The sequence below is a fragment of the Campylobacter sp. RM16189 genome (assembly GCF_012978815.1).
Lineage (GTDB): Bacteria > Campylobacterota > Campylobacteria > Campylobacterales > Campylobacteraceae > Campylobacter_A.
Genome location: NZ_LIWR01000044.1, coordinates 123,913 through 148,697, shown reverse-complemented (window position 1 = coordinate 148,697; position 24,785 = coordinate 123,913). Strand labels below are relative to the sequence as shown.

At 38.9% G+C, this 24,785-nt stretch carries 27 protein-coding genes and 2 pseudogenes; 18 read left to right on the top strand and 11 right to left on the bottom strand.

All coding sequences use genetic code 11. The annotated features are described in order from the left end of the window. Positions 1-14 precede the first annotated feature (14 nt). Positions 15-1,778 (top strand): DUF7380 domain-containing protein, encoded by a 1,764-nt coding sequence (locus CDOM16189_RS08895; RefSeq protein WP_170000984.1) that lies wholly within the window; start codon positions 15-17, stop codon positions 1,776-1,778. Here CDOM16189_RS08895 and aroC read toward each other — a convergent pair. Genes aroC through CDOM16189_RS08875 form a run of 4 tightly spaced genes read right to left on the bottom strand, consistent with a single transcriptional unit; the run spans position 1,775 to position 4,956 of the window. Continuing rightward, complete coding sequence (gene aroC / locus CDOM16189_RS08890; RefSeq protein ID WP_170000983.1) at positions 1,775-2,842, bottom strand: chorismate synthase; 1,068 nt, start codon at positions 2,840-2,842, stop codon at positions 1,775-1,777. The two genes, CDOM16189_RS08895 and aroC, sit on opposite strands and share 4 nt — an antisense overlap. Next, on the bottom strand, positions 2,839-3,516 hold the full coding sequence (rnc, locus tag CDOM16189_RS08885) for a ribonuclease III (protein WP_170000982.1): 678 nt from the start codon (positions 3,514-3,516) through the stop codon (positions 2,839-2,841). Before rnc ends, aroC begins: the two co-directional genes overlap by 4 nt. 2 nt (positions 3,517-3,518) lie before the next feature. Beyond that, positions 3,519-3,953, bottom strand: a complete 435-nt coding sequence (gene rnhA, locus CDOM16189_RS08880) for a ribonuclease HI (protein ID WP_170000981.1) — start codon at positions 3,951-3,953, stop codon at positions 3,519-3,521. Next, complete coding sequence (locus tag CDOM16189_RS08875; RefSeq protein ID WP_249321679.1) at positions 3,931-4,956, bottom strand: CDC27 family protein; 1,026 nt, start codon at positions 4,954-4,956, stop codon at positions 3,931-3,933. Before CDOM16189_RS08875 ends, rnhA begins: the two co-directional genes overlap by 23 nt. Positions 4,957-5,016: 60 nt before the next feature. On the opposite strand from CDOM16189_RS08875, the gene dnaG reads away from it, so the two are divergent. Genes dnaG through CDOM16189_RS08860 form a run of 3 tightly spaced genes read left to right on the top strand, consistent with a single transcriptional unit; the run spans position 5,017 to position 8,621 of the window. After that, positions 5,017-6,702 (top strand): DNA primase, encoded by a 1,686-nt coding sequence (gene dnaG, locus CDOM16189_RS08870; protein ID WP_170000980.1) that lies wholly within the window; start codon positions 5,017-5,019, stop codon positions 6,700-6,702. Further along, complete coding sequence (locus tag CDOM16189_RS08865) at positions 6,699-7,685, top strand: argininosuccinate synthase domain-containing protein (RefSeq protein WP_169975376.1); 987 nt, start codon at positions 6,699-6,701, stop codon at positions 7,683-7,685. Before dnaG ends, CDOM16189_RS08865 begins: the two co-directional genes overlap by 4 nt. A gap of 12 nt (positions 7,686-7,697) precedes the next feature. Beyond that, positions 7,698-8,621: a restriction endonuclease gene (locus CDOM16189_RS08860; RefSeq protein WP_169975378.1), complete on the top strand. Its 924-nt coding sequence runs from the start codon at positions 7,698-7,700 to the stop codon at positions 8,619-8,621. On the opposite strand, the gene CDOM16189_RS08855 is transcribed toward CDOM16189_RS08860, so the two are convergent. The 3 genes from CDOM16189_RS08855 to CDOM16189_RS08845 are packed head-to-tail and all read right to left on the bottom strand — an operon-like array spanning position 8,622 to position 10,944. Then, the gene (locus CDOM16189_RS08855) at positions 8,622-9,176 is read right to left on the bottom strand and encodes a flavin reductase family protein (RefSeq protein WP_169975380.1); all 555 of its coding nucleotides are present in this window, start codon (positions 9,174-9,176) and stop codon (positions 8,622-8,624) included. Positions 9,177-9,217: 41 nt separating this feature from the next. After that, positions 9,218-10,363, bottom strand: a complete 1,146-nt coding sequence (locus tag CDOM16189_RS08850) for an iron-containing alcohol dehydrogenase (protein ID WP_170000979.1) — start codon at positions 10,361-10,363, stop codon at positions 9,218-9,220. A gap of 26 nt (positions 10,364-10,389) precedes the next feature. Next, the gene (locus CDOM16189_RS08845) at positions 10,390-10,944 is read right to left on the bottom strand and encodes a YbaK/EbsC family protein (protein WP_170000978.1); all 555 of its coding nucleotides are present in this window, start codon (positions 10,942-10,944) and stop codon (positions 10,390-10,392) included. 103 nt (positions 10,945-11,047) lie between these two features. Between CDOM16189_RS08845 and CDOM16189_RS09935 the strand changes: the two genes are divergently transcribed. The 6 genes and pseudogenes from CDOM16189_RS09935 (at position 11,048) to CDOM16189_RS08820 (ending at position 15,821) form a co-directional block, all read left to right on the top strand. Next, a complete protein-coding gene (locus tag CDOM16189_RS09935) occupies positions 11,048-11,179 on the top strand; it encodes a DUF2625 domain-containing protein (protein WP_249321676.1) in 132 nt (43 codons plus the stop codon). Continuing rightward, positions 11,140-11,717: pseudogene (locus CDOM16189_RS10095) on the top strand (DUF2625 family protein). Before CDOM16189_RS09935 ends, CDOM16189_RS10095 begins: the two are co-directional and overlap by 40 nt. Before the next feature lie 2 nt (positions 11,718-11,719). Further along, positions 11,720-12,421 carry a uracil-DNA glycosylase gene (gene ung, locus CDOM16189_RS08835; RefSeq protein WP_170000977.1) on the top strand — a complete coding sequence of 234 codons (702 nt, stop codon included), beginning with the start codon at positions 11,720-11,722 and terminating at the stop codon, positions 12,419-12,421. 48 nt (positions 12,422-12,469) lie between these two features. Next, a pseudogene (locus tag CDOM16189_RS08830) lies at positions 12,470-12,971 on the top strand (pyridoxamine 5'-phosphate oxidase family protein). Positions 12,972-13,123: 152 nt separating this feature from the next. Beyond that, positions 13,124-15,235 carry a TonB-dependent receptor domain-containing protein gene (locus tag CDOM16189_RS08825; RefSeq protein WP_169975389.1) on the top strand — a complete coding sequence of 704 codons (2,112 nt, stop codon included), beginning with the start codon at positions 13,124-13,126 and terminating at the stop codon, positions 15,233-15,235. Positions 15,236-15,347: 112 nt separating this feature from the next. Continuing rightward, entirely contained in the window at positions 15,348-15,821 is a 474-nt protein-coding gene (locus CDOM16189_RS08820) for a GNAT family N-acetyltransferase (RefSeq protein WP_169975390.1), read from the top strand. A gap of 19 nt (positions 15,822-15,840) precedes the next feature. Here the strand turns inward: CDOM16189_RS08820 and CDOM16189_RS08815 are convergent, their stop codons facing one another. Beyond that, positions 15,841-16,890, bottom strand: a complete 1,050-nt coding sequence (locus CDOM16189_RS08815) for a tellurite resistance TerB family protein (protein WP_169975392.1) — start codon at positions 16,888-16,890, stop codon at positions 15,841-15,843. A gap of 122 nt (positions 16,891-17,012) precedes the next feature. Here CDOM16189_RS08815 and CDOM16189_RS08810 point away from each other — a divergent pair, with 122 nt between their 5' ends. The 3 genes from CDOM16189_RS08810 (at position 17,013) to CDOM16189_RS08800 (ending at position 19,959) form a co-directional block, all read left to right on the top strand. After that, entirely contained in the window at positions 17,013-18,191 is a 1,179-nt protein-coding gene (locus tag CDOM16189_RS08810) for a replication-associated recombination protein A (RefSeq protein ID WP_169975394.1), read from the top strand. Positions 18,192-18,467: 276 nt separating this feature from the next. Then, a complete protein-coding gene (locus CDOM16189_RS08805) occupies positions 18,468-19,280 on the top strand; it encodes an MbnB/TglH/ChrH family RiPP precursor modification enzyme (RefSeq protein WP_169975396.1) in 813 nt (270 codons plus the stop codon). Then, positions 19,246-19,959, top strand: coding sequence for an HvfC/BufC family peptide modification chaperone (locus CDOM16189_RS08800; RefSeq protein WP_169975398.1), 714 nt, complete (start codon positions 19,246-19,248; stop codon positions 19,957-19,959). Before CDOM16189_RS08805 ends, CDOM16189_RS08800 begins: the two co-directional genes overlap by 35 nt. Positions 19,960-19,978: 19 nt before the next feature. Here the strand turns inward: CDOM16189_RS08800 and purM are convergent, their stop codons facing one another. Then, positions 19,979-20,962, bottom strand: coding sequence for a phosphoribosylformylglycinamidine cyclo-ligase (purM, locus tag CDOM16189_RS08795; RefSeq protein ID WP_169975400.1), 984 nt, complete (start codon positions 20,960-20,962; stop codon positions 19,979-19,981). 73 nt (positions 20,963-21,035) lie between these two features. Between purM and coaE the strand changes: the two genes are divergently transcribed. The 4 genes from coaE to CDOM16189_RS08775 are packed head-to-tail and all read left to right on the top strand — an operon-like array spanning position 21,036 to position 23,061. Next, positions 21,036-21,647 carry a dephospho-CoA kinase gene (coaE, locus tag CDOM16189_RS08790; protein WP_169975402.1) on the top strand — a complete coding sequence of 204 codons (612 nt, stop codon included), beginning with the start codon at positions 21,036-21,038 and terminating at the stop codon, positions 21,645-21,647. Beyond that, on the top strand, positions 21,628-22,371 hold the full coding sequence (gene dapF / locus CDOM16189_RS08785; RefSeq protein ID WP_169975404.1) for a diaminopimelate epimerase: 744 nt from the start codon (positions 21,628-21,630) through the stop codon (positions 22,369-22,371). The genes coaE and dapF overlap by 20 nt, the downstream gene beginning before the upstream one ends. Next, a complete protein-coding gene (locus tag CDOM16189_RS08780) occupies positions 22,352-22,861 on the top strand; it encodes a glucosaminidase domain-containing protein (protein WP_169975406.1) in 510 nt (169 codons plus the stop codon). The genes dapF and CDOM16189_RS08780 overlap by 20 nt, the downstream gene beginning before the upstream one ends. Beyond that, a complete protein-coding gene (locus tag CDOM16189_RS08775; protein ID WP_169975408.1) occupies positions 22,858-23,061 on the top strand; it encodes a glucosaminidase domain-containing protein in 204 nt (67 codons plus the stop codon). Before CDOM16189_RS08780 ends, CDOM16189_RS08775 begins: the two co-directional genes overlap by 4 nt. Before the next feature lie 303 nt (positions 23,062-23,364). On the opposite strand, the gene rplT is transcribed toward CDOM16189_RS08775, so the two are convergent. Both rplT and rpmI read right to left on the bottom strand, forming a co-directional pair. After that, on the bottom strand, positions 23,365-23,721 hold the full coding sequence (rplT, locus tag CDOM16189_RS08770) for a 50S ribosomal protein L20 (RefSeq protein ID WP_169975410.1): 357 nt from the start codon (positions 23,719-23,721) through the stop codon (positions 23,365-23,367). 90 nt (positions 23,722-23,811) lie between these two features. Next, entirely contained in the window at positions 23,812-24,003 is a 192-nt protein-coding gene (rpmI, locus tag CDOM16189_RS08765; protein WP_169975412.1) for a 50S ribosomal protein L35, read from the bottom strand. Between the two features lie 187 nt (positions 24,004-24,190). On the opposite strand from rpmI, the gene CDOM16189_RS08760 reads away from it, so the two are divergent. Next, complete coding sequence (locus CDOM16189_RS08760) at positions 24,191-24,721, top strand: isoprenylcysteine carboxyl methyltransferase family protein (protein ID WP_169975414.1); 531 nt, start codon at positions 24,191-24,193, stop codon at positions 24,719-24,721. Positions 24,722-24,785: the final 64 nt, after the last annotated feature.

The window sequence follows — 24,785 nt, the reverse complement described above, 5'->3', positions numbered from 1 at the left end:
GTTGGTTGTTGTTTATGAATATAGAAATTTTTAATTCACTTGGTATAGATAAGATTTTATACGATGTTAGTGAATTTGATGATTATTGTTTTAAATTTAAAGAAGTTGCGGATTTGGAGCTAAAAAACGGCAATCAAGAAAAGGCTAAAATTTTATCTTTGCTTAGTAGCATTACCTCTTTATGTTTACAACCAGATAGTTGGAATGAGCCATTTACTCCATTTTATTTGTTTGAAAAATCAAGATCTGCTATAGTAGACGATTTTAGCGATGATGATTTAAAAACTTTTTCAGATATTTTAGATCATATAAATGACTGCAGATTAAAAGCCAGGATAGCAGATGTTCTTTGGTTTGTAAAAAGAGATGTCAAATTTTTACTTCTGGCGATAGAGTCTTATATAAAATTGCCTTTTAGATTTCATCCATTTGAGTTAAATTGCTATAAAAGAGCGATTAACTTATCTTTAAATACGAAACAAAAGCGATATCTTGATGAATTAAAGATAAAACTTTTGGATAAATTTTATAACTGCACGGTTGATGATAAAAGATGCTGTGCCGATATCGCAGACTTACTATCTCTTTTAAAAATAGATAGTGATGATGCTGAAAAAATTTTTGAAAAATTAGAAAACTTTGCTACGAAATATAGAGAGTCGAAAGATTTTTTATTGTCAGTTATGTATTATGATGAAGCTAAAAAGTGGTGCAAGAAAATAAAAAATGCAGATGATAAATTAATACAGCTTACATTGGATAAATCCGATCTTTTTTGTTTTGAAGCAAGAGATGCTAATGGAGGTATCATTAAAAAAATTTGTTTAGAAAATGCATTAGAAGAACTTCGGACAATACCTAAGAAAGATAGGGCTAAAATTAATGTAGGTAATAGAATAGATAAAATTTATGAAGAAATTGCTATTTGCAATTCTAGCGTAAGAGATGAACTGCAACTTATTCAAACAGAACCTATAGATATAAGCGAATATCAAAAACAAAGCATTGATTTAGTGGCTAATAAAGATTTAAATGAGGCAATTTTGGCTTTTACAAGAGTTACCCCATATCAGTCGTATGATGTAAACAAAAAACTAGCCCAAGATTCTATTAGGAAATTCCCGCTACATAGTATTTTTAATTCTATATTTATTGCGGACGACGGGAGAAGTATTGCAAAAGCATCTAAAGAATATGAATGCCTTAATGCTGAAATTTGTAAGTATTATGGTATAGGAATTACTGTTTCTGTAGACGGAGCTATTTTTCCAGCTTTTGATAAATTACTAGAAGAGCATAGAATTTCCAAGCGATTTATCTATGACATATGTGCAAATTCATCAATCGTTCCAAAGGATAGAATTTTATTATGGTCTCAAGGATTATTTTATGGTTTTGAAAGAGAATTTATAGTTTCTAGTCATATTTTAATACCTCAATTAGAAAATTTAATAAGAGTTCTTCTAAAACAAGAAAATATAAAAACCACAATTATAGACGATGGTATTGAAACAGAGAAAAGTATTAATGCGTTACTAGAAAATAATGAGCTTTGCAATGTTATCCCTAAAAATTTAATAGAGATTTTTAAAATTTTATTAACCAACCCTGCTGGCTTCAATCACAGAAATAACATAGTTCATGGCTTACTTAACGACAATAGTTTTGTCTCTTCTTGTGCTGATGTTTATATATGGTGGCTATGCTTAAGCTTAGTAGTCAATAATAGTCATTTAAGAGTTGCTTTGGATAATAAAGTCAAATCAACTCAAAACTAGCCGTATAATTTCTTTAAATTCTCTAAATTTGCACTCAAATTTAAAAGCATAAAATCAGCTATCACAAGCCTTGCCATCGCAGTTGCAACGACACTTCCACGGATACCGATACACGGATCGTGTCTGCCACGAAGCTCGCAGATCGCATTTTCGCCGTGGATATTTTGTGTTTGTTGAGCCAGAAATATCGAAGGAGTCGGCTTAAAATGCGTAGTTATTAAAATTTCAGCCCCCGTACTCATGCCTCCAAGTATTCCGCCTGCGTGATTTGAGAGAAAGCCCGCTTCATTCATGCAGTCGTTATTCTCGCTTCCTAGCATTGCGCTTGCTTTTACGCCCTCACCGATTTCTACGGCTTTTACTCCGTTTATACCCATCATCGCAGCGGCAAGTCTTGCATCAAGCTTGTCATATAACCCTTCGCCAAGTCCGGCAGGAGTGTTTAAAATTCTCGTTACGACACTAGCCCCCACGCTGTCGTGAGCTTGCTTAGCTTTTAAAATCTCATCCATCATCAAATTTTCTTTGTCAAGTGCGAAAATTTCAGAATTCCCTGCTGCTTCAAAGTCAAATTTTTGCGCTTTTACGGTTCCTACTCCGCTTACGCCGCTCTCTACTTTCACACTAAATTCATTTAATAAAATTTGAGCAAACGCCCCACCCGCCACTCGCACGGTAGTTTCTCTTGCAGAGCTTCGTCCGCCGCCTCTGTGGTCGCGAGTTGCGTATTTTTTAAAGTATGTATAATCAGCATGTCCCGGACGAAAAATTTCACGCAAATTCTCATAATCTTTTGATTTTTGATTTTCGTTGTAGATCACAAATCCTATCGGCGTGCCGGTGCTAACGCCTTCAAAAACTCCGCTTAGTATCTCTATATTATCGCCCTCGCGCCTTGCGGTAGCAAATTTTGATTGACCAGGTTTGCGCTTGTCAAGTTCGCTTTGCAAGAACTCCTCGTCTATCCTAACTCCCGCAGGAAATCCGTCAAGAACCCCGCCGATAGCCACTCCGTGACTCTCTCCGAAGGTTGTTAAGATAAGCTTTCGTCCGAATGAATTCATGAGTTTTCCTTGATCTTTTCTATCGCAGTTTTTGCCGCAAGCTGCTGGGCTTCTTTTTTGCTTTTGCCGATCGCTCGCGAGACTTCGACATCTTTTAGCAAAAGCGCGATCTCAAACTCCTTCTTGTGATCGGGGCCAAATGAGCGCACGAGCTTGTATTCGGGTGTTACGCCAAGCTTGGCTTGAGTGATTTCTTGCAAAGTCGTTTTATAATCCTTGGTCAAATTTTTAAGATCGATATCAGGATAGCATATCTCAAAGAGCCTTATGGCTACGCTATTAACCTCCTCAAAGCCGCTTTCTATGTAAATAGCGCCCATAACCGCCTCAAAAGCGTCTGATAGTATAGAAATTTTCTCGCGTCCGCCGTTGTTTTCTTCGGCTGCGGATATAAATATATGCTCGCCTAAATTCAGATAGCTTGCCAAATTTGCAAAGCTTTTTTCATTGACAAGTGCGGCGCGAAGCTTGCTCATATCGCCTTCGTCAGTGTTTTTAAATTTGCGAAATAAGTAATCAGCTATCACCAGATCCATCACTGCATCGCCTAAAAATTCAAGCCGTTCGTTGTTTTTGCCTTTTTTACAGCTTTTGTGCGTAAGCGCGTTTTTTAGGTTATTTATCTCTTTAAATTTGTATCCCAGCTTTTCTTCGAGTGCTTTTAAATTTTGCATTTTTATAGGTTGCCTTCATCTTTTATCTTAGTTGCCGCCTGTCTTGCTAGCGTGTCACAACGCTCATTTTGCGGATGTCCGTTGTGAGCCTTAACCCATGTGGCGCGGATGTCGTGAGGTTTTGAAATTTCTAAAAACTCCTGCCACATCGGGACGTTTTTTACATTTTTAAATGCCTTTTTTACCCAGCCCTCAAGCCACTCGTTTATCGCGTTTGCCACGTATGAGCTATCGGTGTAAAGCTTAACGACGCAAGGCTCTTTTAGAGCTTTTAGCCCTTCGATAACAGCCCTAAGCTCCATTTGATTGTTGGTTGTCATGGCTTCGGCTCCGCTTGCTTCTTTTGTGTATTTGCCGTATTCTAGGATATATGCCCAACCGCCTGCGCCCGGGTTATTAAGGCATGAGCCGTCGCTAAAAAGGCATACTGTTTTCATTGGATTTTTCCGTGATATGAGGCAAAATTTGAGCGCTTCCTAGCTCGTGACAGATCGGACAGCGGTAAAAATGAAGTGGAAATGAGTTTTTGCAATTTTTACAGATGTAATTAAAGCTAAGATCGGCTTTGTTAAAGCCCGCTTTTTTTAAATTCGTCATCACTTCAAGCTCAAATCCAAGCTCTTTTGCCGGCTCGTCGCTTAAATTTTTAGCGTAAAATAGCGATTTATACTCTTCATCGCTTAAATTTACCGCCCGCTCTTGTCTGTAGATGATATCAAAAACGTCTTTTAATGGCGGAAAATCAGGGAAATTTACGATATCCGCTCCTTTTTGCAGCCAGTTTTCAAGCGCCATGCGATTGGCAAGAGTAAATTTGTCTTTAAGCTTTAAAATTTTATCGGTTTTTTCTTCCAGACTCATCTGCTTATCTATCAAAATTTTCATGATATCGATATAGGCTTTTTGGGATTTGACGTCAAGCCCAAGCTCTTCAAGCGCATCAAGAGCGTTTAGCGCTTCATCATACTCTTTTAGTTTTTCATAAACGACTGTTAGGAATTTAAGTGCGGTTTGGTTGCGCGGAGATAGCTTTAACGCTTCTAAAAATATATCTCTAGCCTTTTGCAAAAAACCCGCTTTGAAAAAGACCTGCCCCAAATCCGTAAAAATAGGCTCTTTTTCGCTTTTGCTCTTTGCTTTGCTAAGTGCGATCGAGTAGATGTTTATCGCCTTTTCGAAGTAACCGCTCTTTGCAAACGTGTTTGCTAGAAAACAAAGAGAGGCGCTATCTACGTCAAATTTGACAAGCATATCTTTATGCTCGCTGCTAAGCCCTTCGGTTTTGTCAAATTTCTTTAAAAATTTCTCCAGCTCCTGCTTTTCGTCTTTGTTTCTAAAAACACCCCAGATGTAGCTTAAGACGGCTATCATAAGGACAAGCGAAACAAACACGACAAGCCCGAAAATCGGATCTCTAAACTCTATAAAAAATATATCCAATGTAAATTCCAACGCTAAATTTTAAGCCCATTATAGCAAAGTGATTGTATAATCTCGCTTATGATAGACCCAAAATCCATTGAAAAACTCAAAGAACAAGCCGATATAATCGACATCGTAGGGCACTATATCCCGCTTAAGAAATCAGGCTCAAACTACGTCTGCGTATGTCCGTTTCACGACGATAAAAACCCGAGCATGAGCGTGAGTCCAAGCCGCGGGATATTTCACTGCTTTTCATGCAAGGCGGGCGGAGACGTCATAAAATTCGTGATGGATTACGAAAAGCTTACATATCCGGAAGCTATCGAAAAGATCGCAATGCTTTCAAATTTCACGCTTAATTACGTAAAAAACGAGCGTGAAAATGTGAAAGAAAACAAACATGTCCTTGAAAAAGCAAACGCCTACTATCGCAGTTTGCTTTATAAGACTCCTGCGGCGATAGAGTATCTATACTCGCGGGGTGTTACGGATGCGCTTTGTGAGAAATTTGAACTTGGTTTTGCGCCTGATAGCATTCAGACGATAAGACTGCTTGAAAACGAGCAAATTTTGCCAAACGAAGCGCTTGAATCAGGCATCGTCAAGCAAAATGAAAGCGGAATTTACGCAAGTTTCATTCAGCGTATCACCTTTCCGATCTATACACACACGGGCAAGCTTGTTGGCTTTGGAGGACGCACACTTTCGGGACATCAGGCCAAATACGTAAATTCGCCTCAGAGTGAAATTTTTGATAAATCAACGCTTTTTTACGGCTATCACTTGGCAAAACGCGATATCCACGCCAAAAATCAAATCATCATCACCGAGGGCTATCTTGACGTGATTATGCTTCATCATGCGGGATTTACCAACGCCGTAGCAGTGCTTGGAACGGCTCTTACGCAAAAGCACTTGCCGCTTTTAAAACGAGGCGAGCTAAGCGTGGTGCTTTGCTTTGACGGTGATAGTGCGGGCATAAACGCGGCTGTTAAATCCGCTCACTTGCTTGCGCAAAACGAGATAGACGGAAGTGTCGTTATCCTTGAAGGCGGAGCCGATCCTGCCGATATGGTCGTGGCAGGCAAGATAAAAGAGCTTGGCGATATGTTTGAAAGCGGAGTTGAGATAGGCGAGTTTTATATAAGAAATTTGATAGCTAAATTTGACCTAACCCGCCCGATACAAAAGCAAAAGGCTCTTGAAGAGGTACGTGAATTTACGATGAGTTTAAAGCCGATAATCGCAAATTCTTATGCGCCGCTTGTGGCAAATTTGCTTAAGATAGATATAAATTCCTTTCGTTTAAGTGGCGTTACAAGACAAAATTTTAACTCTCAAGATTTCGTTTCTCAGCAGGAATATCAAACTGCATATCAAGCAAACGGCATGAAAATTCCGCTTTGTTCAAGCGTAGAAATTCAGCTTATTAAGACAATTTTAGAAAATCATAATTTAAGCGATATGGTTTTAGATTTAGTAAGACGAGAGTATTTTTTGAGATACGGTGATATATTTGATGCGGTATTGCGAAGATCGGATGAGGATGAGTCTATTTTACGCGAAATTTTGCTATTTAATGTTGATGTTTTACAAGATGAAGCGACAGTACTAAAAGCTATTTATAGGCTTAAAATTGATTATTACAAAGATATGCGGGCTAATTGTTTGGCTTCAAATATACCTTATGAAAAGAAAGAGATCACTTTAAAAAAAATAAGAAAAGTATTAGAAGATTTGGAGGAAAAATTTAAAAAGTGAAAGCGTTAGTTTTATTTAGCGGTGGGCTTGATAGTATGCTTGCTATCAGGCTTTTAAAGGAGCAAGGCGTAGATGTGCTTGCTATTCATATTGATATAGGATTTGGCGCGGGCGAGAGTAAATTTGAGGTGCTTAAAAAACGTGCGGCGATGGCGGGAGCGGAGTTAAAGATAGTCGATATCAGAAGCGAATATTTGCAAAATGTGCTTTTTAACCCGAAATTTGGGTACGGCAAGCATTTTAACCCCTGTATCGATTGTCACGCGTATATGTTTAAGACGGCTCTTAGTATGATGGAGGATGAGGGCGCGAGCTTTATCGCTACGGGCGAGGTTCTTGGGCAGCGCCCGATGAGCCAAAGGCGCGATGCTATGGTGCATGTAAAGACTTTAGCTAAAGATGAAGACGATCTTATCTTGCGTCCGATGTCGGCACTTCTTATGAAACCAACCAAGCCTGAGCGCGAAGGCTGGGTGGATAGAGAGCGCCTGCTTGGACTTAGCGGAAGAGATAGAAAGCCTCAGATAGCGCTTGCTAAGAAATTTGGTTTTGTGGATTTTGAAAGCCCTGCGGGTGGGTGCTTGCTCACGGTTGAAGGCTTTGCAAACAAGATAAAAGACTTTTTAAAATTTGATAAAGATATGAGCTTAAAAGATATGCAGCTTCTTAGGATAGGGCGGCATTTGAGGCTTAAAAACGGCTCAAAGATGGTTATCGGGCGTGATGAAAGCGATAATGAAAAGCTGCTCGCACTTGAAAATCCAAAATTTGCTCAAATAGAGTTTGACGATAGCGTTGTGGGCGCGGTTAGTCTTATAAATTTAGATGCCGATGAGGAGGATCTTAAATTTGCCGTGCGTTTAGCTCTTGCTTATACAAGAGCGGATAAAGAGCGCGAGTATAGCGCTAAAGTCGGCGAAAGAACTATCATTACAAAGCCATTTGAGGATAAAAGCCCCGCTCAGGAGTGGTTTATAACGTAAAGGAGAATTTATATGGTGCCAAGTCATAAAGAGATGATGCTGCCGATACTTAGATTTCTTAGCGCTAAAAGCGAAGCGGATAGAAAAGAAATTTATGAATTCGTGGCGAAATATTTTAAACTTAGCGATGATGAAAAGGAGCTTAAAATACCAAGCGGCAAAGTGCTTTTATACGTAAGCAGGGCTAGTTGGGCGTTAAGCTATCTTGCCTCTATACAAGAGGTTATGAATTTGCCAAAAAATAAAAGACCTGCCAGTAAGATAGGACGAGGAACTTTTAAGATAACAGAATTTGGTGTAAAAATTTGCTCCGATAAGAACTCTGAGGCTAAATTTAGCTCTTGGTATGACGAGGTTTATAACAAAACCAAAAGTAGTAAACATAATAAGCCGTTATCCACAAACGAACAAAATTCAAAAGATATAACTCCGATAGAAGCTATAAATAGTGCCGATATCGCTCTTAAAGAACTTCTAAGGGCTCAAATTTTAGATGAGATAAACGCTAAAAGTCCCAAATTCTTTGAAGACTTGGTAAAAAATCTTTTGGTTAAGATGGGTTACGGCGAAGGCACACTCACAAAAGATGGAGCCGATGGCGGTATAGATGGGATAATAAACGAAGACGAGCTTGGAATTTCTAAAATTTATATTCAGGCCAAGCGCTGGCAAGGAAGCATCACTCGCCCTGAGCTTAATAAATTTGCAGGAGCTATTTTAGATAAGCAGACGAAAAAGGGCGTTTTCATCACTACTTCAAAATTTACTAAAGATGCCGAGCATTATGCGAAAAACTTGCAGGATCACTCTATAGCTCTCATTGACGGCGAGCGACTTGCTGAATTGATGATAAAGTATAAGGTGGGCGTTGAGGTCAGGCAAAATATCGAAATTTGCGAAGTTGATAAGGACTTTTTCGATGAGTTTATGGAGTGATTAAATCTTTACGTTTATCCTTTTGCCAAGCGTATAAAATTCCCCGCCCGCTACGTAGTGAAGGCTTCTTAACTCCTCCTCGCACTCGTCAAATTTCCATCTGCCATCCTCAAACACTTGCCCGTCAGCCCACGCACCCACAACTTCGCCCATAAACAGATCAAATTCGCTCTGGTTAGTTTTGTTTGTTAGCACTTTACATACTAACCAAGCGAGGCAACCATCAACTAACGGCACGTCAAATTTATCTTGATAAAAGAGCTTTACATCTTGCATTTTAGCGGCATTTTGATGTCTTGAGATTAAGCCCAGCTTCATAACTAAATTTGCTTGTCTTACACACGGAATACTAACGGCAAAATATCCGCTTTTTTCTATAAGTGAGCGAGTAAATGCGCCAGAATCAACCACCACACTTATCTTGTCATAATCCAGCGCGCAAACCCAAGACGCACTCATCGCGTTTTCTATGCCATCAAATTTGGCGCTTATCAGGCAGGTTGGACCGGTATTTACGAGCCTATATGCCTTTGCAGGCTCTACTTTCTTTATCATTTTTGCTCCTGTTTTGCGCTAACACGGCTTGTTAGTTAGTGTTAGTTTGCCAAATTTAAAATTTCCTCTATCGTTTTTCTAGTGTAAATTTTATCCATTCTCCAAGCTACGGCATTTTGCGCGGCGACATCAAGGATCTCTTCTAGCGCGCTTTTATCTATGTTTAGCTGTTTAAGGCTAGTTGGCGTGCCTATCTTATCAAACCAAGCTTTAAGCGCTCTTATGCCCTCGTCTGCCGAATTTACGTCAAAGATTTCTCGTCCAAACCGCTCAAACTGCGCCAAATTTTTATCCTTATACCACTTCATCCAAGCAGGCATCACCACCGAAAGCCCTGCTCCGTGCGCACAATCAGTTACCGCGCTCATGGCATGCTCTATCATGTGATTTGGAAAGCTTATACCTTTTGTTCCTGCGCGAGTCATGTGATTTAGTGCCATTGTCGCAGCCCAGGCAAACTCGGCTCTCGCGTCGTAATCGCTTGGATCTTCAAGCAAAATTTCTGTCGTTCTTATTATCGTTTTGATGTTAGCTTCAACTTGCAAATTTATGATCTGCGGATGGATGCTAGCGGTGAAATACCCCTCGATGGAGTGCGCGATCACATCGCTTGCGGAGTAGGCCAGATACTCGCTTGTGACGGTTGCTTGAAGCCTTGGGTTGATGACTGAAACCTTTGGGAAAAGCACCTCGCCGCTTATGGCGTATTTTTGTTTGGTCTCTTCTTTTGTCACGATCGCGCCGTTGTTCATCTCGCTTGCAGTCGCAGCCAATGTCATGATGTCAAAGATTTTAAGGGCAGCTTTTGGAGTTTTGCCTGTGAAAAAGTCCCACACATCACCATCGTAACAAGCTCCAGCCGCGATAGCCTTAGCCGAATCCAGCACCGAGCCGCCTCCAACAGCTAACACACTGTCTGCGCCAAATTCTCTTGCGAGCTTGATGGCTTCGTTTACTTTGCTTAGCACGGGGTTGCTCTTAACTCCGCCAAGTGCGGCAAATTCTATCCCCTCTTGCTTAAGGCTTTTTGCCACTACGTCAAATAGCCCCGTGCGCTTTATGCGCTCGCTTCCGTAGAGCAAAAGCGCCTTTTTAGCGCCAAATTCTCTCATATAAGCGCCGATATTTTGCTCTTTGCCTTCGCCAAATTCTATTCTAACAGGGTTATAAAAGCTAAATTGATACATCTTAACTCCTTTGGTAGCTAAATTTTCTAAGCGGTCGCGAAATTTATGAGCCTTGGCTTTACTATTCGCTCGTAGTCTTTGGCGTTTAAGACGATGGAGCGATCAAGCAAACCGGCGTTAAAAGCGATCTCCTCAAATCTCTCAAAAAGCTTGCTATCGACGATGAGCTCGAGTCTATCATGAAAACTAAACGGTGGAACAGAGCCGATAACGCAGTCTGTTAGCTCACTAGCCTCTGCAGGACTTGCCAAAGAGGTTTTAGTGCCGTGAAATTCGTGCGTGATAGCCTCTAAATTTGCTTTGTAATCAGCAGGAAGCACGGCTAAAACGTAGTGTTTGGAGCTTTTAAGAAGGCTGTTTGATGAGGTTTGATCTGGTTTTTCGTTTTGACTCGCGGCTAAATTTTTAGGATCTATACCTTTTATCACGCAAACAAGGGCCTTAGCACCCTGTCCCATTATCGTGCCGCGAGCTTTGGCAACGGCTTCTGAAGTGTTAGCCGGCTCGTGGTCTATAACCTTAAATTTCGCATCATTTTGGCTTAGAAGAGTGTTAATCTTATTAAAAATTTGCTCGGACATAAGTTTCCTTTGTGATCTTAAGCTTATGCCAAATTCTAAATTTTGGTTTAGAAATTTTAGCTTAATTTAGTTATGATTTTGAGAAATTTATAGGCGCAAAGAGATGAAAACACTAAAAGAACTTGTGAATTTAGATGAGCCTGGCATGAAGCTCATTAAAGAGTGGTCAAAGGATGCTAAAACAGTTATGAATTTTTGCCGCGTGATGAAAAAAGAGCCGAAAATGAGCTCTTAGCCTTGCAAGTAACTACTCGTTCGCCGATGGGTGCGCTTGTCTACGGTAGCGGCGGAGTTGTTATAAATCACGGCTGGATGAGGATATTTGGCTCGGGCTGTGAAAAGATGAAGTGCGGGATAGTGTCGTTTAACCAAGCGGTGCAAGAAAATTTTAGTGCGCTAAACGCTCCTTATTTGCTTATAGCCGATGATGTGTTGGGCGGAAATTTCGCGATAAATGCAGGTGGGCTTGGCAAAGACGCGGGTAAAATTTACTATCTTGCGCAAGATAGCTTAGAGTGGCAAGGCCTTAACTGGGGTATTCTGAGTTTTTAGACTTTGCTTTTAACGGTGATTTGGCGAAATTTTACGAAGGATTTTTCTTTGAAAATTGGCAAGAGGAAGTCGTAAAGATAAGCCTTGATGAAGTTTTTGCTTTTATGCCGTTTTTATGGACGAAAGAGGGCTCTAACATAAACTGTGTTAGCAAACGCGCCGTTAGTGCGGACGAAAATTTTCGCTTCACTCTTGAGTGTATGAAGAATTTAAAGAGGTAAATATGCAGATAGATATCAACAAAGTTCAGATCGAGCAAGGCTGGAAAGAAGCGCTCAAGCAAGAGTTTTTAAGCCCCTATTTTGCGCGTATAAAAGAAAATTTGATCAATGCTTTGCAAGTCGGCAGAGTCTATCCGCCAAATTCGCTTATCTTTAACGCTTTTAACCTAACGCCGTTTGATAAGGTTAAGGTGGTAATCCTTGGGCAAGACCCGTATCACGGCGAAAATCAAGCCATGGGGCTTAGTTTTAGCGTGCCAAACGGAGTTAGAGTTCCGCCAAGTTTGGTTAATATCTATAAAGAAATTTATGATGATCTTGGGATCAGCGAGCCAAATTCGGGCGATCTTACATACTGGGCAAAGCAAGGCGTGCTGCTACTGAATGCCACTCTCACAGTTGCGGCGGGACAGGCAAATTCGCATGCAAATTTTGGCTGGCAGGAGTTTACGGACGCTGCCATAAGAGCTGTAAACGCTCATAAAGAAAACGTCGTTTTTATGCTTTGGGGAAATCCTGCGAAGGCTAAAATTCCGCTAATTGATACGAACAAACACCTTGTGCTAACGGCGGCTCATCCAAGTCCGTTAGCGCGTGGAGCGTACTTTGGCTCGCGTCACTTTTCAAAATGCAACGCCTATCTTGTTAGTAAAGGCGTTAGTGCGATTGATTGGGATTTGAATAATTATAAAATTGAAATTTAAGCATGGGGGGGGGTAAAATCTCCTTTAAATTTATATTTTAGGAAAAAAATGAGAAGAAAAGATAGAAATTTAGACGAACTAGCCGCACTTGAGATAATCGATAAATGCGAATATGCCGTTATAAGCTGTGTGGATGATGATGGCAGAGTATTTTCTATACCTATCTCGATCGCAAGAGAGGGCATGAGTGTCTATATACACGGCGCGGTTGCGGGCTCTAAAGCTAGGCTTTTTAAAGACGGCAAAGATGTTAAGATGGTGTAATAAAGTCCCAAAGCATACCGATGCTGAATTTGAGGCGATGAAGGATGATGGAGCTAGGCTTGGAAGCAGGGTTTTTACTACCGAATACAAAAGCGCGATAGCTGAGACTAAGGCTTATCTTGTCGCTGAGGATACTAAGAAAATCAAAGCTTTACGGCTACTTTGCGAAAAATATACGCCTGAATATATGAGTGCATTTGAAACGGCGGCGATGCACGGGCTAAAAGCGACCAGCATATATGAGTTTAAGATACAAAGCCTAAGCGCTAAGGCGAAAATTTTGTAAATTTAAAATATAAAATAAACTATCATTTTACTGTCATTAAAATAATATTTATAAACACTTAAAATTTAACTTATATCTAAGAAAAGAACTGCTAATATTCAAATTTAATATAATACCGATTATTAATTTATATATCTAAAAAAGGAAATCAAATGCATAAATTTAGCAAGATGGCCGCCATTGTGCTTTTTGGCGCTTCTATTTCAATGCTTCAAGGCGCAGATACAAAGTCTAGCGCAAAGCGTATGGATGCAAACTCTACTGCAGCAACTGCGCAGCTGGATATGGTTTCAGTTACTGCAAACAGAAGCGAAACCGATGTGGCGAAGTATGCTGGACAGGTTAGTATATTAACACAAGATAATTTATCAAAATCTCCTTCAATCATTGAAAATTTGGGTCAAATTTCAGGAATTCAACTAGGCGATGATCTTGGCAGGCAAATAGCCCAATCTTATAATATTAGAGGATTTGATGATAGAAGTAATAATAGAGTTATTATAGAACAGGATAATATTAGGCGTTCTCCAACTATGTTTTCTAATCTTATCTCATCTTTTCGTGTTGATAACGACTTGCTAAAAAGGGCTGAAGTCGTAAAAGGAGCATCTTCGGTACTTCATGGTAGTGGAGCTATAGGGGGTATCATTAGTATGCAAACAAAGAGCGTAGATGACTTTATCATAGGAGATAAAAATTACGGCTTGATGATCGGGCATCGTCAAGAGAGCAATCATATGAACTCAAACCGTGGGGCACTTGCGTTTAAGCCTGTGGAAAATTTAGGATTTTTACTTTATGGCAAACATGCCGATTTTGGGAATACAAAATTTGCCGATAAAGGAAATGGAGAGACTTACGCTCTTGATGATGAGCGTATCAATACACTATTTGGAAAGATTGAGTGGGATATTACGGATGAGCATGAACTAGATTTTAGTGTATTTAATTATCATGAAAATTTAGTTACAGGCTGGCAATCTTTATGGCATAATGTTGATACTGTATCTGGAGTATTAAAGCAACGCGATTATAATGTAGTGTATAGATATTCTCCGATAAATAATCCTTGGATAAATTTTTCAGCACAATATTTTAATTCTTATGCTAAATATCATAGAGTAATGACTAATTCTACTCGTGTAGTAAATTATAAAAACGAAGATAGACGATGGGGAGTGGGAGTCAAAAATGAAAGTATGTTTAATACAGGATTTTTGGAGCATAGATTAGTTATTGGTTTGGATCATGAGCATCGCAAGGAGGATGCAGTATATAGAGCAAACGGGGTATTATCGGATTTTGGTTCTTTTCCGAATTTTTACAAAGACTATGGATTGTATATTCAAGATATTATTAATATAGGAAATCTTGAATTTACTCTTGGAGGTAGATATGATTACTTCAAAAGAGGTGTAAAATTATCAGGAAGAGAAGCTTATTCTGATAAAAGATTTTCACCAAAAATAGGACTTGCCTATGAAGTGTTTGATGGTATAAATTTGCTTGCCGGATATGCTGAGACATTCAGAGGACCTACTCCAAACGAAACATCAGCACAAGGTCCTTTAAATATACATTATTACTATTTGCCAAATAACGGTTTAAGGCCTGAGATAGCAAAAGAGTATGAGCTTGGATTTTCTATAGATAAAGAGAATTTAATCGGAAATGATAGGTTATATTTTAAAGCAACTTATTTTAATGGTTCTATTAATAATATGATTAATTTAAAAGAGCATCCTGAAATGGGCACACCTCCTGCGAGTCCAATGTATGCAAGATATGAGAATGTCGATAGTGCTAAACGCAATGGATATGAAATTGAGGCTAGATATAATATAAATAACTTTGCTTTTAATATGGCATATGATCATATAAAGGTTTATGATAAACAGACTAAAAAGAGAGTTAATGTTTATGCGGATAAAATTTTACTTGGTGGACAATATACGTATACGCCTTGGAATTTGACATTGGGTGCAAACATGTCCCATTGGTTAAAGCCGTCAAGGGACACAAAAAGTTTTGTGTCTAGGGGTAAGAAGTATTATTACGTAGACAAGAGCTTTACAATAGTAAATTTAAAGGGTAAATGGACTCCGACCAATTTTGAAAACAAGATTTTTGGTCGTGGCTTTAGCTTGAGTTTTGGTATAAATAATATATTTGATAAACAATATATTCATCCGAGAAGAAATACCGAAACTACCTTAGTAGGCAAAGGTAGAAATTTCTACGTCGACTTTGAAAAGAAATTTTAACTTAATTTTAGAGGCGATAAACGTCGCCTCTTTTCTTGCTATTTACTAAATACAACCTCTATTATAAAGTCGCTTTTGTTATAATGTTTTAAAAATTTTAGATCGGAATAACATGACGATAAGAAAAGCTACTAAAAACGATGCAAAGGCTATAATAGAAATGATAAATGAGCTTGCTTTATATGAGAAGCTTGAAAGCGAAGTTAAAATAGACGAGAGTGTTTTTATATCTCATATTTTTGAAAAAGAGCTTGCTAGCGCGTTAGTTGCCGTTAGTGGAGGTGGCGAGATAGTTGGCTACGCTATATTTTTTCACTCATTTTCTACTTTTTTAGGCAGAGCCGGCATCTATCTTGAAGACTTATACGTAAAAAAGAAGTTTAGAGGACAAGGGATCGGTATGAAATTTATCAAAACCCTTGCCGAAATTTGCGAAGACGAGGGATTTGGACGGCTTGAGTGGGAGTGCCTTGACTGGAATGAGCCAAGTATTAAATTTTACGAGAGCTTAGGGGCTAAAAGGCAGAACGGTTGGCTAAAATTTAGAATGAGCAGAGAAGAGATAGAGAAGATTAGTAAAATTTAGGCTCAAAAAGAGCCTAAATTTAGATATTTTGCTTTGTTTGCTCTATTAGCTCCAATGCATCATTTTCATTAAAATTTATCATTTTTGCGATATTTTTGATAAACATCTTTTCGGTTATGTGGATTTTCTCATCAACACTAGAGAGTGCTATCAAATCAATAATCAACGCCAAGGCTTCCTGTGGATCAGTCTTAAACAAAGCGTAGTTTATATCCATTTTTTCGTTATTTCCAAGATATCCTATCAGCTCCATTTCGTCGCTGCTTGCAAAATTTGATTTGGTTATAAAATTTGCGATGTATTCTTGCTCTTCATCCTCTATTTTGCCATCTATCCTCATTAGGCTTATTAAAATTTTAATCTTCTCTTTTAGTATCTTATCGCCATTTTTGATATCGTTTATAGCACTATCAATCTCGTTTTTGGCGTTTTCAAACTCAGCCTTAGCCACTCCAAGCATTTGTATATCTTCATTTGTAGCGACCTCATCACACTCATAAATGATTTCTTTTTCAAAAATTTCCTGTGCCTTTTTACCGATTTTGCTGGTTGAGTATTTAGACCAAGCAGCCATAGCAGCCGCGCCTGCCAGAGGTATCCACTTTGCAGCCATTGACTTTAGCACCTGCTGTGTCACTCTGCCTCCAAGTGTTTTGATTACACTTTGCAGAACTTTAAGGCTGGCACGCTTTACGATTACTTTTTGAGCATGAACCGCCACAAAGCCAGAAGCCATATTGCCTACTGCGCCAAATAAAATTTCAAGCATAAGCTCATTGCTAGCTTTTTTGCCATTAGCTCTTGCGATATCAGTTATCATAGCCATTTGATTTCTAATCACACTGATGATCTCAGGGATCGCCGCCGCCATACCCAAGGGACCAGGCACCAAGCCCGTAGCACCTGATATACCGGCATTTATGTTGCTGTATTTTGATATGATATTACCTACCTCATATTTGCTTGGCACTTGATTTTTAGAATAGTATTCATCGCGACTGGCTTGCACTGACTCAAACGCGTCACCGATGCCTTGAGAAATCTTGTTCGAGATCTCTTGAGTTGTCATAAACACTCCTTTAATTTTAAGATATTTGATTTATTTTATCGTTTTTTTTTTTTTTGAAATTCTTAAAATTTGTCTGGAAATTTAACTTTTTGTATAATTTACAAAAATATCTAAGGAAAGCCATGTTTGCTTTAAAATTTCGCCCAAAAACTCTTGATGAAATTTGCGGACAGACCGAGATAGTGGAAGTTTTTAAAAAATTTATTGAAAATGAAAAAATCCCGCACAGTATATTTTACGGACCTGCGGGCTGTGGCAAGACGAGCTTTGCTAGGGCTGTCGCTGGAGCGATGAGTTATGATTTTTACGAATTTGACGGTGGAAATTTAAAGATCGAAGAGTTTCGTAAAATTTTAAAAAACCATGAAAACGCGCTAAATAAGCCGCTTTTTTTTATTGATGAGATTCACCGTCTAAGCAAGACTCAGCAAGAAGCGCTTTTGGTTCCGATGGAAAATTATAATGCCATAATCATCGGAGCAAGCACGGAAAATCCATACTTTACTCTAAGTTCTGGTATTAGAAGCCGCTCGATGCTGTTTGAATTTGCTCCGCTTAAAAGGACTGATTTTGAGAAGTTGCTTAGCCGCGTTAGAGCTGAAGTTGAGTTTGAGATTGATGATGAGGCGCGTGAGTATCTGTTTAAAAGTAGCGGTGGCGACGCGCGCGGGCTTTTAAATTTGCTTGAATTTGCACTAAATTTAAGCCCTAATATAACGCTTGAAAATTTAAAGATACTTCGGGCTAACGCAGTTAGTGAAGGAGTTAGCGAGGATGATACGCACTACCACTTGGCAAGTGCGTTTATAAAAAGCATGCGAGGAAGTGACGAAAACGCCTCTATATACTACCTTGCAAGGCTTATTGATGCGGGCGAGAGCGCTGACTTTATCGCTAGAAGGATGGCGATATTTGCAAGTGAAGATGTGGGTAACGCTAACCCAAACGCACTAAATTTAGCCACTAACACACTACTAGCTGTTAGTAAAATCGGCTATCCTGAGGCTAGGATAATCCTAAGTCAGTGTGCCATCTATCTAGCCTGCTCGCCAAAGTCAAATTCAAGCTACAAGGCGATAAATTCGGCCTTAAAATACGTAAAAACTGAGGCTCCTTTAAAAATTCCTCCATACCTTATAAACACCGCTCCTGAAGCTAAAGACTATCTTTATCCACATAGTTTTGGCGGTTGGATCGAGCAAAAGTATCTGGCAAAACCGCTTAAATTTTATGAAAGCAAGGGCATAGGGTTTGAAAAAACGCTTGAAGAGTGGATAGCGAAAATAAAATTCAAAAAATAATATCGTGTTTAATCTGCATTAAAAAAGTTACTATAATATCACTTTCTCAAAATAAATTACCAAAAAGGAATTGTTATGAAAAAGTCTAAAAAGTAGTAGGCGCACTTCTTGGAGTAGCTTTAACAGGCGCTACAAGCGTATTTGCAGCTAGTGCAAACTGCGGAACGGCAAAATGCGGAGCAACTGATAAAAAAAGCTGCACAAAGCGCTTGCGGAGCTTCAAAAGACAACAAAGCCGCACAAAGCGGATGTGGCGCATCTAAAAAATAATTAAAAATGCAAAATATCACAAAATGCGGACTCGGACTTAGACGTGAGCATCTAAGTGATATTATAAAAAGTGGATTTAAGCCTGATTTTTGGGAGGTAACTCCTGAAAATTGGTTTTTTATCCCGCACGCTCATCGGGCAAATTTTGAACAAATAGCCCACGACAACCTTCTTGTAGCCCACAGCGTAACGCTATCTATCGGCTCTGACATAAAACCAAGTAAAAAATATCTAAAAAATTTAAAAGCTTTTTTGGATAGATATGACATCAAATTTTACTCAGATCATATAAGTTTTTCTACGCTTAATGCTCATCATACGCACGAGCTTTTGCCGCTTCCTCTCACTCGTGAGATGCTAAATTTGCTTTGCGAGCGAGTTGAGTATGTGCAAAATGAGCTAAAACGCGAATTAATCTTAGAAAACGTTACTTATTATTACACTCTTGAATGTGAAATAAGCGAGACTGAATTTACGAATTTGTTGATGAAAAAAAGTGGAGCTAAGCTGCTGCTAGACGTAAATAACGTCTATGTGAATTCCGTAAATCACAAATTTGATCCGTATAAATTCATAGATGATCTTGATCTTTCAAGGCTTGGCTATATCCACGTGGCAGGGCATATGGATGATCGTGAGTATAAAATGCTTGTGGATACGCACGGCGGCGATGTTTGCGATGAGGTTTGGCAGCTACTAACCTACACACTTAAAAAACAAAAAGCCCCTTGCATGATAGAGCGCGATAATGAAATCCCTCCTCTTGCCGAGCTTGTAGCAGAGTATGAAAAAATGCGTGAAATTTGGAAAAGCGCATGAGCACCCACAAGAGCTAAAGCAAATTTTTAAAGAGATAACGGGTCAAGCTAAAGCCTCCTCAAAAGGCACGAAGTTATATACTGAGCTTATATTTAATAGATTTTACGAAGTTCTTGCTAATGCAAATCCGATATTGCTTTCAGTGATAGGCGAGGATAAATTCAAAGAAGAAGTTAGTGAATTTATAGCTTGCGGTTATGCTAAAACTACGCTTATTTGGCAGCTGCCAAAGGATTTTAGAAAATTTATAAAAGAGCAAAATAGGCTTAAAGAATTTCCTTTCGCAAGTGATCTTTTGTGGCTTGAATTTAGCGAAGTAGAGCTTTTTATGCAAGATTTTTCGGCTCTGAAATTTGATAAATTTAACTGGCAAAACAGATACAAAATCTCAAAAAACGCTAAAGTAAAAATTTTAAATTACAAAGTGCACTTAAAAGAGTTTGATAAAAGAGAAAAAAGCTATTTGTTTGCGTATTATGATCTAAAAACCAATCAAGCCGTATATAGAGAAATTTCAAATTTTATGTATGATTTTTTAAGAAATTTAAAGAAATTTAGCGCGTCTGAGCTACTTGAAAATTTACAAAACGAATATGAATTTGATAAAAAAGCGATGAAAAAAGAGCTTGAAATTTCACTAAAAGAGCTTTGCGGGCTTGGAATTTTAGAGCAAATTTAAACTCTTTTTTGCAAACCTTTTATACTAACTCCACTCCCTTGCCTTTAACAACCTTTCCAATTATGTAGCCGTTTGAGTCTGCCAGTACGCTGCTAGCATTTTCTTTGCTAACCACAAGCACCATTCCTACGCCCATATTAAAGGTTCTCATCATCTCCTCTTCATTTACCTTTTGAGCGATGATTTTAAAAATTTCAGGTGTTTTGATCGCTGATTTTTCTATCTTTGCGCCAAGTCCTTCAGGAAAAACTCTAGGTAGATTTTCAACCAGTCCGCCGCCAGTGATATGAGCCAGTGCGTTTATCTTGTCTTTTAAACGTAAAAAATCGCTTACATAAATTCTAGTCGGCTCAAGCAATACATCTATAAGCGCTCTGCCTTCAATCTTATCGTCAAATTTTAGTCCGAGCTCACTAACAACTCTGCGCGCCAAAGAAAATCCGTTAGAGTGAAGCCCACTACTTGGAAGCGCTATAAGGACATCTCCTTCGCACACAAATTTACTTCTATCTATCTCATCTATCTCGGCCATTCCTACCGCAAAGCCCGCTAGATCGAAGTCCTTGCCCTCATACATAGATGGCATCTCGGCAGTCTCGCCGCCTATTAGCGCGCACTGAGCCAATTTGCAGCCCTCGGCGATACCTTTAACTACTGTTGCCGCACTCTCTATATCAAGCTTTGCCGTCGCGTAATAATCGAGGAAAAAAAGCGGAGTAGCGAAGTTGCAGATAAGATCGTTTACACACATTGCCACGAGATCTTGCCCGACTGTATTAAATTTGTTTGCGTCTATGGCTAGGCGAAGTTTGGTTCCAACTCCATCGGTCGCACCTAAAATGGCTGGATTTTTATACCCGCTTGGCAGCTTTATAGCACCTGAAAATGACCCGATACCGCCTAAGACTAGCGGAGTAAAAGTTGATTTTACGTATGGTTTGATCTTCTCAACAAAGCTGTTTCCGGCGTCTATATCCACTCCGGCGTCTTTGTAGCTTATCATTTTATCCCCTTTTAAAATTTGCCTAATTTTAGCTAAAACTTGCTAAAATCGAATTAAAAACCGAGGGCAAAATTTGATGAAATTTAGCAATGCTTTTGTCGTAACAGGCACAATCGGAAGCGGCAAAAGCACATTTTTAAACCTTCTTAAGATGCACGGCTTTGAGGTGATCGATGCTGATGATATATCTCACTATGAGCTTGAAGCGTGCAAAGATGAGGTTGTGCGAAAATTTGGCGAGGAAATTTTATATCAAGGCAAGATAGATCGAAAAAAGGTCGGCGCAATCGTGTTTAATGATAAAGAGGCACTTAAATGGCTTGAAAATTTGCTTCATCCAAGGATAGATGCAAAAATTTATGAGCTTTGCAAGAAGCTTGAAGCTAAAAATTTGCCTTATTTTGTAGATATTCCGCTTTATTTTGAAGGGCTTGGAAAGGCTGAATTTGAGCAAATCGTAGTTGTCTATGCACCTACAAAAACACTTATAGAGCGTGTGATTAAGCGAAACAGCTTAAGCTATGAAGAGGCTAAAAAGCGAGTAGAGCTTCAAATGGATATAGAAAAAAAGCGCGAAATGGCTGATTTTGTTATAGAAAATAGCGGAAATTTAAGAGATTTGCAGGCGCAAACCGAGGAGTTTTTAAGAAATTTGAAAGGCAGATATGAGAGTATCAAAGTATAACGCAAGCGGCAATGATTTTGTTATATTTCACACTTTTGTTAGTAAGGATCGAAGCGAGTTAGCTAAAAGGCTTTGCGATAGATTTAACGGCATAGGAGCTGATGGGCTTATCGTACTACTTCCTTTTGAAAACGGCGTGAAATGGGAGTTTTATAACAACGACGGAAGTTATGCGGCGATGTGTGGTAACGGCTCTCGTGCAGCACTTTTATATGCTGTTACTAACAAACTAACTAACGCAAATGATATAACGCTAGCCACAGGCGCAGGAAGTGTTAGCGGTAGCGTAAGCGGCGATATAGTGGAAGTTGAGCTAACAAGCCCGGTTAAGTTAGCGGATAAATTTAGTGAGGAAGGGCGAGAGTGGTACTTTTATGATACGGGTGTGCCGCATCTTGTTAGTTTTTGTGAGGATTTGAGTGAATTTGATCTAAATTTAGCTCGTAAAATGCGTCAACATCATAATGCAAACGTAAATTTTGCCAAAGTCGAGGGCGGGAATTTGCTCGTTAGAACCTACGAGCGCGGAGTGGAAGCTGAGACAAACGCTTGTGGAACGGGTATGGCAGCATGCTTTTATGCAGGAGTTAAAAATTTAGGCTTAAAAGAGCAAATTTCTGTATTTCCAAAGAGTGGCGAAGAGCTTGGTTTGAGACTTAAAGATGAAAAGATATTTTTTAAAGGCAAGGTAAGACACTGCTTTGATGCGAATTTTATGGAGTAAAATTTGGCTTGCCTTTCTTCTTACCATTAGCCTGCATGCGGGCTTTAGCGATGAGTACTACACGCTAAAAGGCAAAGCGAAAAAAGAAGCTTTTATAGCTAAAATTAGAGCAATTATCGTAAATGTAAATAGCGTTATAGCTTCAAAGCGTGCATTTTGCGTAGCTTTTGTCATGCAAGCTTGGAGACAGGGTCTGCGCGAGCTTGATGAGGATAATTACAAGCAACTAGCTAAAATCGCAAGCGAGTACAATATCAAGCATATTTTTAACATAAATGAATATCTCGTGCGCATGGGCGAAATTCCCGTTTCGCTAGCGATAGCTCAAGCGGCGATAGAGAGTGGTTGGGGCGAAAGCCGCTTCACGAAAGAGGCAAATAATATCTTTGGGCACTATACTTGGGGCGAAGTAGGGCTAGTGCCGCTTGATAGAGCGCGCGGTAAGCGACACAAGATCAGGATTTTAGTAGTTTACAAGAGTCTGTCATGATGTATGCGCTAAATTTGAACTCAAACGCAGCATATGAAAATTTTAGATTGTCCCGCGCGGAATTTGCAAGAAGCGGAAAACTCTTTAGCGGTATTAGTGCTGCTGAGACGATGCAAAACTACTCAGAACTTGGTGAAGAGTACGTAACAATGCTAAAATCGCTTATAAATCAGCTTGATTTGACGAAGTATGATTATTGATTTTGGTTTCTGTTTTTAGTGTGGTATTAATACCGAATAAAATAAAAGCGTATTTGCGCTTTAGCCTTTAAAAGATATCTTGGTGGTTAAAAACAATGTCTGTTGTTTTTACGTAGAGGGCGTGTCGGGCGTGGTGTGATTTTATTTGTTTCGCTACATTTGTAAATTGTAAGCAAGAGAGCTATTCAAACTCGCTTTGCACTTTAAGAAACAGAAAAATTTAGCAGTTTGTATCATTTTATTAGAGAGTATAAAAGTCAGAGTTAAAAGAATTTCCCGCCCAAATGAGCGAGAAATTTGAAATTATTTTAAAGCAGCCTTTGCTTGTGAAGCAATTTGTGCAAAAGCTTTTGGGTCATTCATAGCCATATCAGCTAAAATTTTTCTATCTAATTCGATATTTGCTTTCTTAAGACCGTTTATAAAGCGTGAATAGCTGATATCATTTAGTCTGCAAGCAGCGTTGATTCTAACTATCCAAAGACGTCTAAAGTCGCGTTTTTTCGCGCGTCTGTCTCTGTAAGCATATACTAAACTTCTTTCTAACTGCTCTTTAGCTTTTCTAAAGTGTTTGCGTCTACCGCTGTAAAAGCCACGAGCTAGCTTCAATACCTTTTTATGGCGTCTTCTTCTAACTACGCCTGTTTTTACTCTTGCCATATTTATCCTTTTTAGAAATTGGCGTTCGCTAAGCGAATCTTGCCCCTAAATTTGGGGGAGTTTGAATGACCTTGTGTCAAAAACTTAAGCTTACATGCAAAGCATTGATCTAACGCTTGCAACATTCGTGCTATCAACGTATTGAGGGCTTCTTAAATCTCTTTTTCTGTTGCGAGATTTTTTGGTTAAAATGTGGCTTCTGAATGCTGAGCCTCTTTTAATCTTGTTTTTACCCACTTTAAAACGTTTAGCAGCACCACGAACTGACTTCATTTTAGGCATACTAATCCTTTTAAAATTTTTCTTACTCTTAAGGTAAGAGATGGATTATATCTAAAATTTCTTTAAAGAATTTAAATTTTACAAAATTGTATTTAGAAAATTGATATTGTTTGACTCTTAATAATCCAAAATTTAAGTCCAAATTTGCTATCTTTTGCGCTTTAATTTTATTTTAGGGGTAAAATTTATGGATTGTAGTGTTGTTATCATCGTTGCCTTGATATTTATCATAAGGCTCGCGTTTCTTAAAGTTTCAAAGCAAAACGAGCAGGCGATACTTGCAAATGGAGGCAAGGAGTATGGAGTGCAAAACTCAAAAATACTTACGATCTTGCATATATTATTTTATTTTTCATGCCTTGTTGAAGCCGTTTTAAGACGAGCCGAGCTTGATATGCAAGGACTTTTGGGGTGTGCGCTTGTGGCATTTTCTTTAGTTATGTTATATGTGGTTACGCAGCTTCTAAAGGGAATTTGGACGGTTAAGCTTATGATAGCAAACGAGCATAAATTTAACGATCACTGGCTTTTTAGAGTTGTTAAGCACCCAAATTATTTCTTAAATATCGTGCCAGAGCTTATCGGACTTGCCTTGCTTTGTCATGCGCTGTATTCGACTGTGGTTATCTTGCCGTTTTATGCGTTTGTGCTTTATAAGAGGATAGAGGAAGAAAATCGCCTGATAGCCGAAGTCATCATTCCAAACAGTAAAATTTAGTGGATAAATTTAAATTTGCATAAGAATACTGCTTAAAATTTAAGAAGCAAATTTGAAGAGGTCA

What these genes read in the sequence shown, in the direction of transcription:
- CDOM16189_RS08895 (WP_170000984.1), top strand. Translation starts at nt 15, where the DNA reads ATGAATATAGAAATTTTTAATTCACTTGGTATAGATAAGATTTTATAC.
- aroC (WP_170000983.1), bottom strand. Translation starts at nt 2,842, where the DNA reads ATGAATTCATTCGGACGAAAGCTTATCTTAACAACCTTCGGAGAGAGT.
- rnc (WP_170000982.1), bottom strand. Translation starts at nt 3,516, where the DNA reads ATGCAAAATTTAAAAGCACTCGAAGAAAAGCTGGGATACAAATTTAAA.
- rnhA (WP_170000981.1), bottom strand. Translation starts at nt 3,953, where the DNA reads ATGAAAACAGTATGCCTTTTTAGCGACGGCTCATGCCTTAATAACCCG.
- dnaG (WP_170000980.1), top strand. Translation starts at nt 5,017, where the DNA reads ATGATAGACCCAAAATCCATTGAAAAACTCAAAGAACAAGCCGATATA.
- CDOM16189_RS08860 (WP_169975378.1), top strand. Translation starts at nt 7,698, where the DNA reads ATGGTGCCAAGTCATAAAGAGATGATGCTGCCGATACTTAGATTTCTT.
- CDOM16189_RS08855 (WP_169975380.1), bottom strand. Translation starts at nt 9,176, where the DNA reads ATGATAAAGAAAGTAGAGCCTGCAAAGGCATATAGGCTCGTAAATACC.
- CDOM16189_RS08850 (WP_170000979.1), bottom strand. Translation starts at nt 10,363, where the DNA reads ATGTATCAATTTAGCTTTTATAACCCTGTTAGAATAGAATTTGGCGAA.
- CDOM16189_RS08845 (WP_170000978.1), bottom strand. Translation starts at nt 10,944, where the DNA reads ATGTCCGAGCAAATTTTTAATAAGATTAACACTCTTCTAAGCCAAAAT.
- CDOM16189_RS09935 (WP_249321676.1), top strand. Translation starts at nt 11,048, where the DNA reads ATGAAAACACTAAAAGAACTTGTGAATTTAGATGAGCCTGGCATGAAG.
- ung (WP_170000977.1), top strand. Translation starts at nt 11,720, where the DNA reads ATGCAGATAGATATCAACAAAGTTCAGATCGAGCAAGGCTGGAAAGAA.
- CDOM16189_RS08825 (WP_169975389.1), top strand. Translation starts at nt 13,124, where the DNA reads ATGCATAAATTTAGCAAGATGGCCGCCATTGTGCTTTTTGGCGCTTCT.
- CDOM16189_RS08820 (WP_169975390.1), top strand. Translation starts at nt 15,348, where the DNA reads ATGACGATAAGAAAAGCTACTAAAAACGATGCAAAGGCTATAATAGAA.
- CDOM16189_RS08815 (WP_169975392.1), bottom strand. Translation starts at nt 16,890, where the DNA reads ATGACAACTCAAGAGATCTCGAACAAGATTTCTCAAGGCATCGGTGAC.
- CDOM16189_RS08810 (WP_169975394.1), top strand. Translation starts at nt 17,013, where the DNA reads ATGTTTGCTTTAAAATTTCGCCCAAAAACTCTTGATGAAATTTGCGGA.
- CDOM16189_RS08805 (WP_169975396.1), top strand. Translation starts at nt 18,468, where the DNA reads ATGCAAAATATCACAAAATGCGGACTCGGACTTAGACGTGAGCATCTA.
- CDOM16189_RS08800 (WP_169975398.1), top strand. Translation starts at nt 19,246, where the DNA reads ATGAAAAAATGCGTGAAATTTGGAAAAGCGCATGAGCACCCACAAGAG.
- purM (WP_169975400.1), bottom strand. Translation starts at nt 20,962, where the DNA reads ATGATAAGCTACAAAGACGCCGGAGTGGATATAGACGCCGGAAACAGC.
- dapF (WP_169975404.1), top strand. Translation starts at nt 21,628, where the DNA reads ATGAGAGTATCAAAGTATAACGCAAGCGGCAATGATTTTGTTATATTT.
- CDOM16189_RS08780 (WP_169975406.1), top strand. Translation starts at nt 22,352, where the DNA reads ATGCGAATTTTATGGAGTAAAATTTGGCTTGCCTTTCTTCTTACCATT.
- CDOM16189_RS08775 (WP_169975408.1), top strand. Translation starts at nt 22,858, where the DNA reads ATGATGTATGCGCTAAATTTGAACTCAAACGCAGCATATGAAAATTTT.
- rplT (WP_169975410.1), bottom strand. Translation starts at nt 23,721, where the DNA reads ATGGCAAGAGTAAAAACAGGCGTAGTTAGAAGAAGACGCCATAAAAAG.
- rpmI (WP_169975412.1), bottom strand. Translation starts at nt 24,003, where the DNA reads ATGCCTAAAATGAAGTCAGTTCGTGGTGCTGCTAAACGTTTTAAAGTG.
- CDOM16189_RS08760 (WP_169975414.1), top strand. Translation starts at nt 24,191, where the DNA reads ATGGATTGTAGTGTTGTTATCATCGTTGCCTTGATATTTATCATAAGG.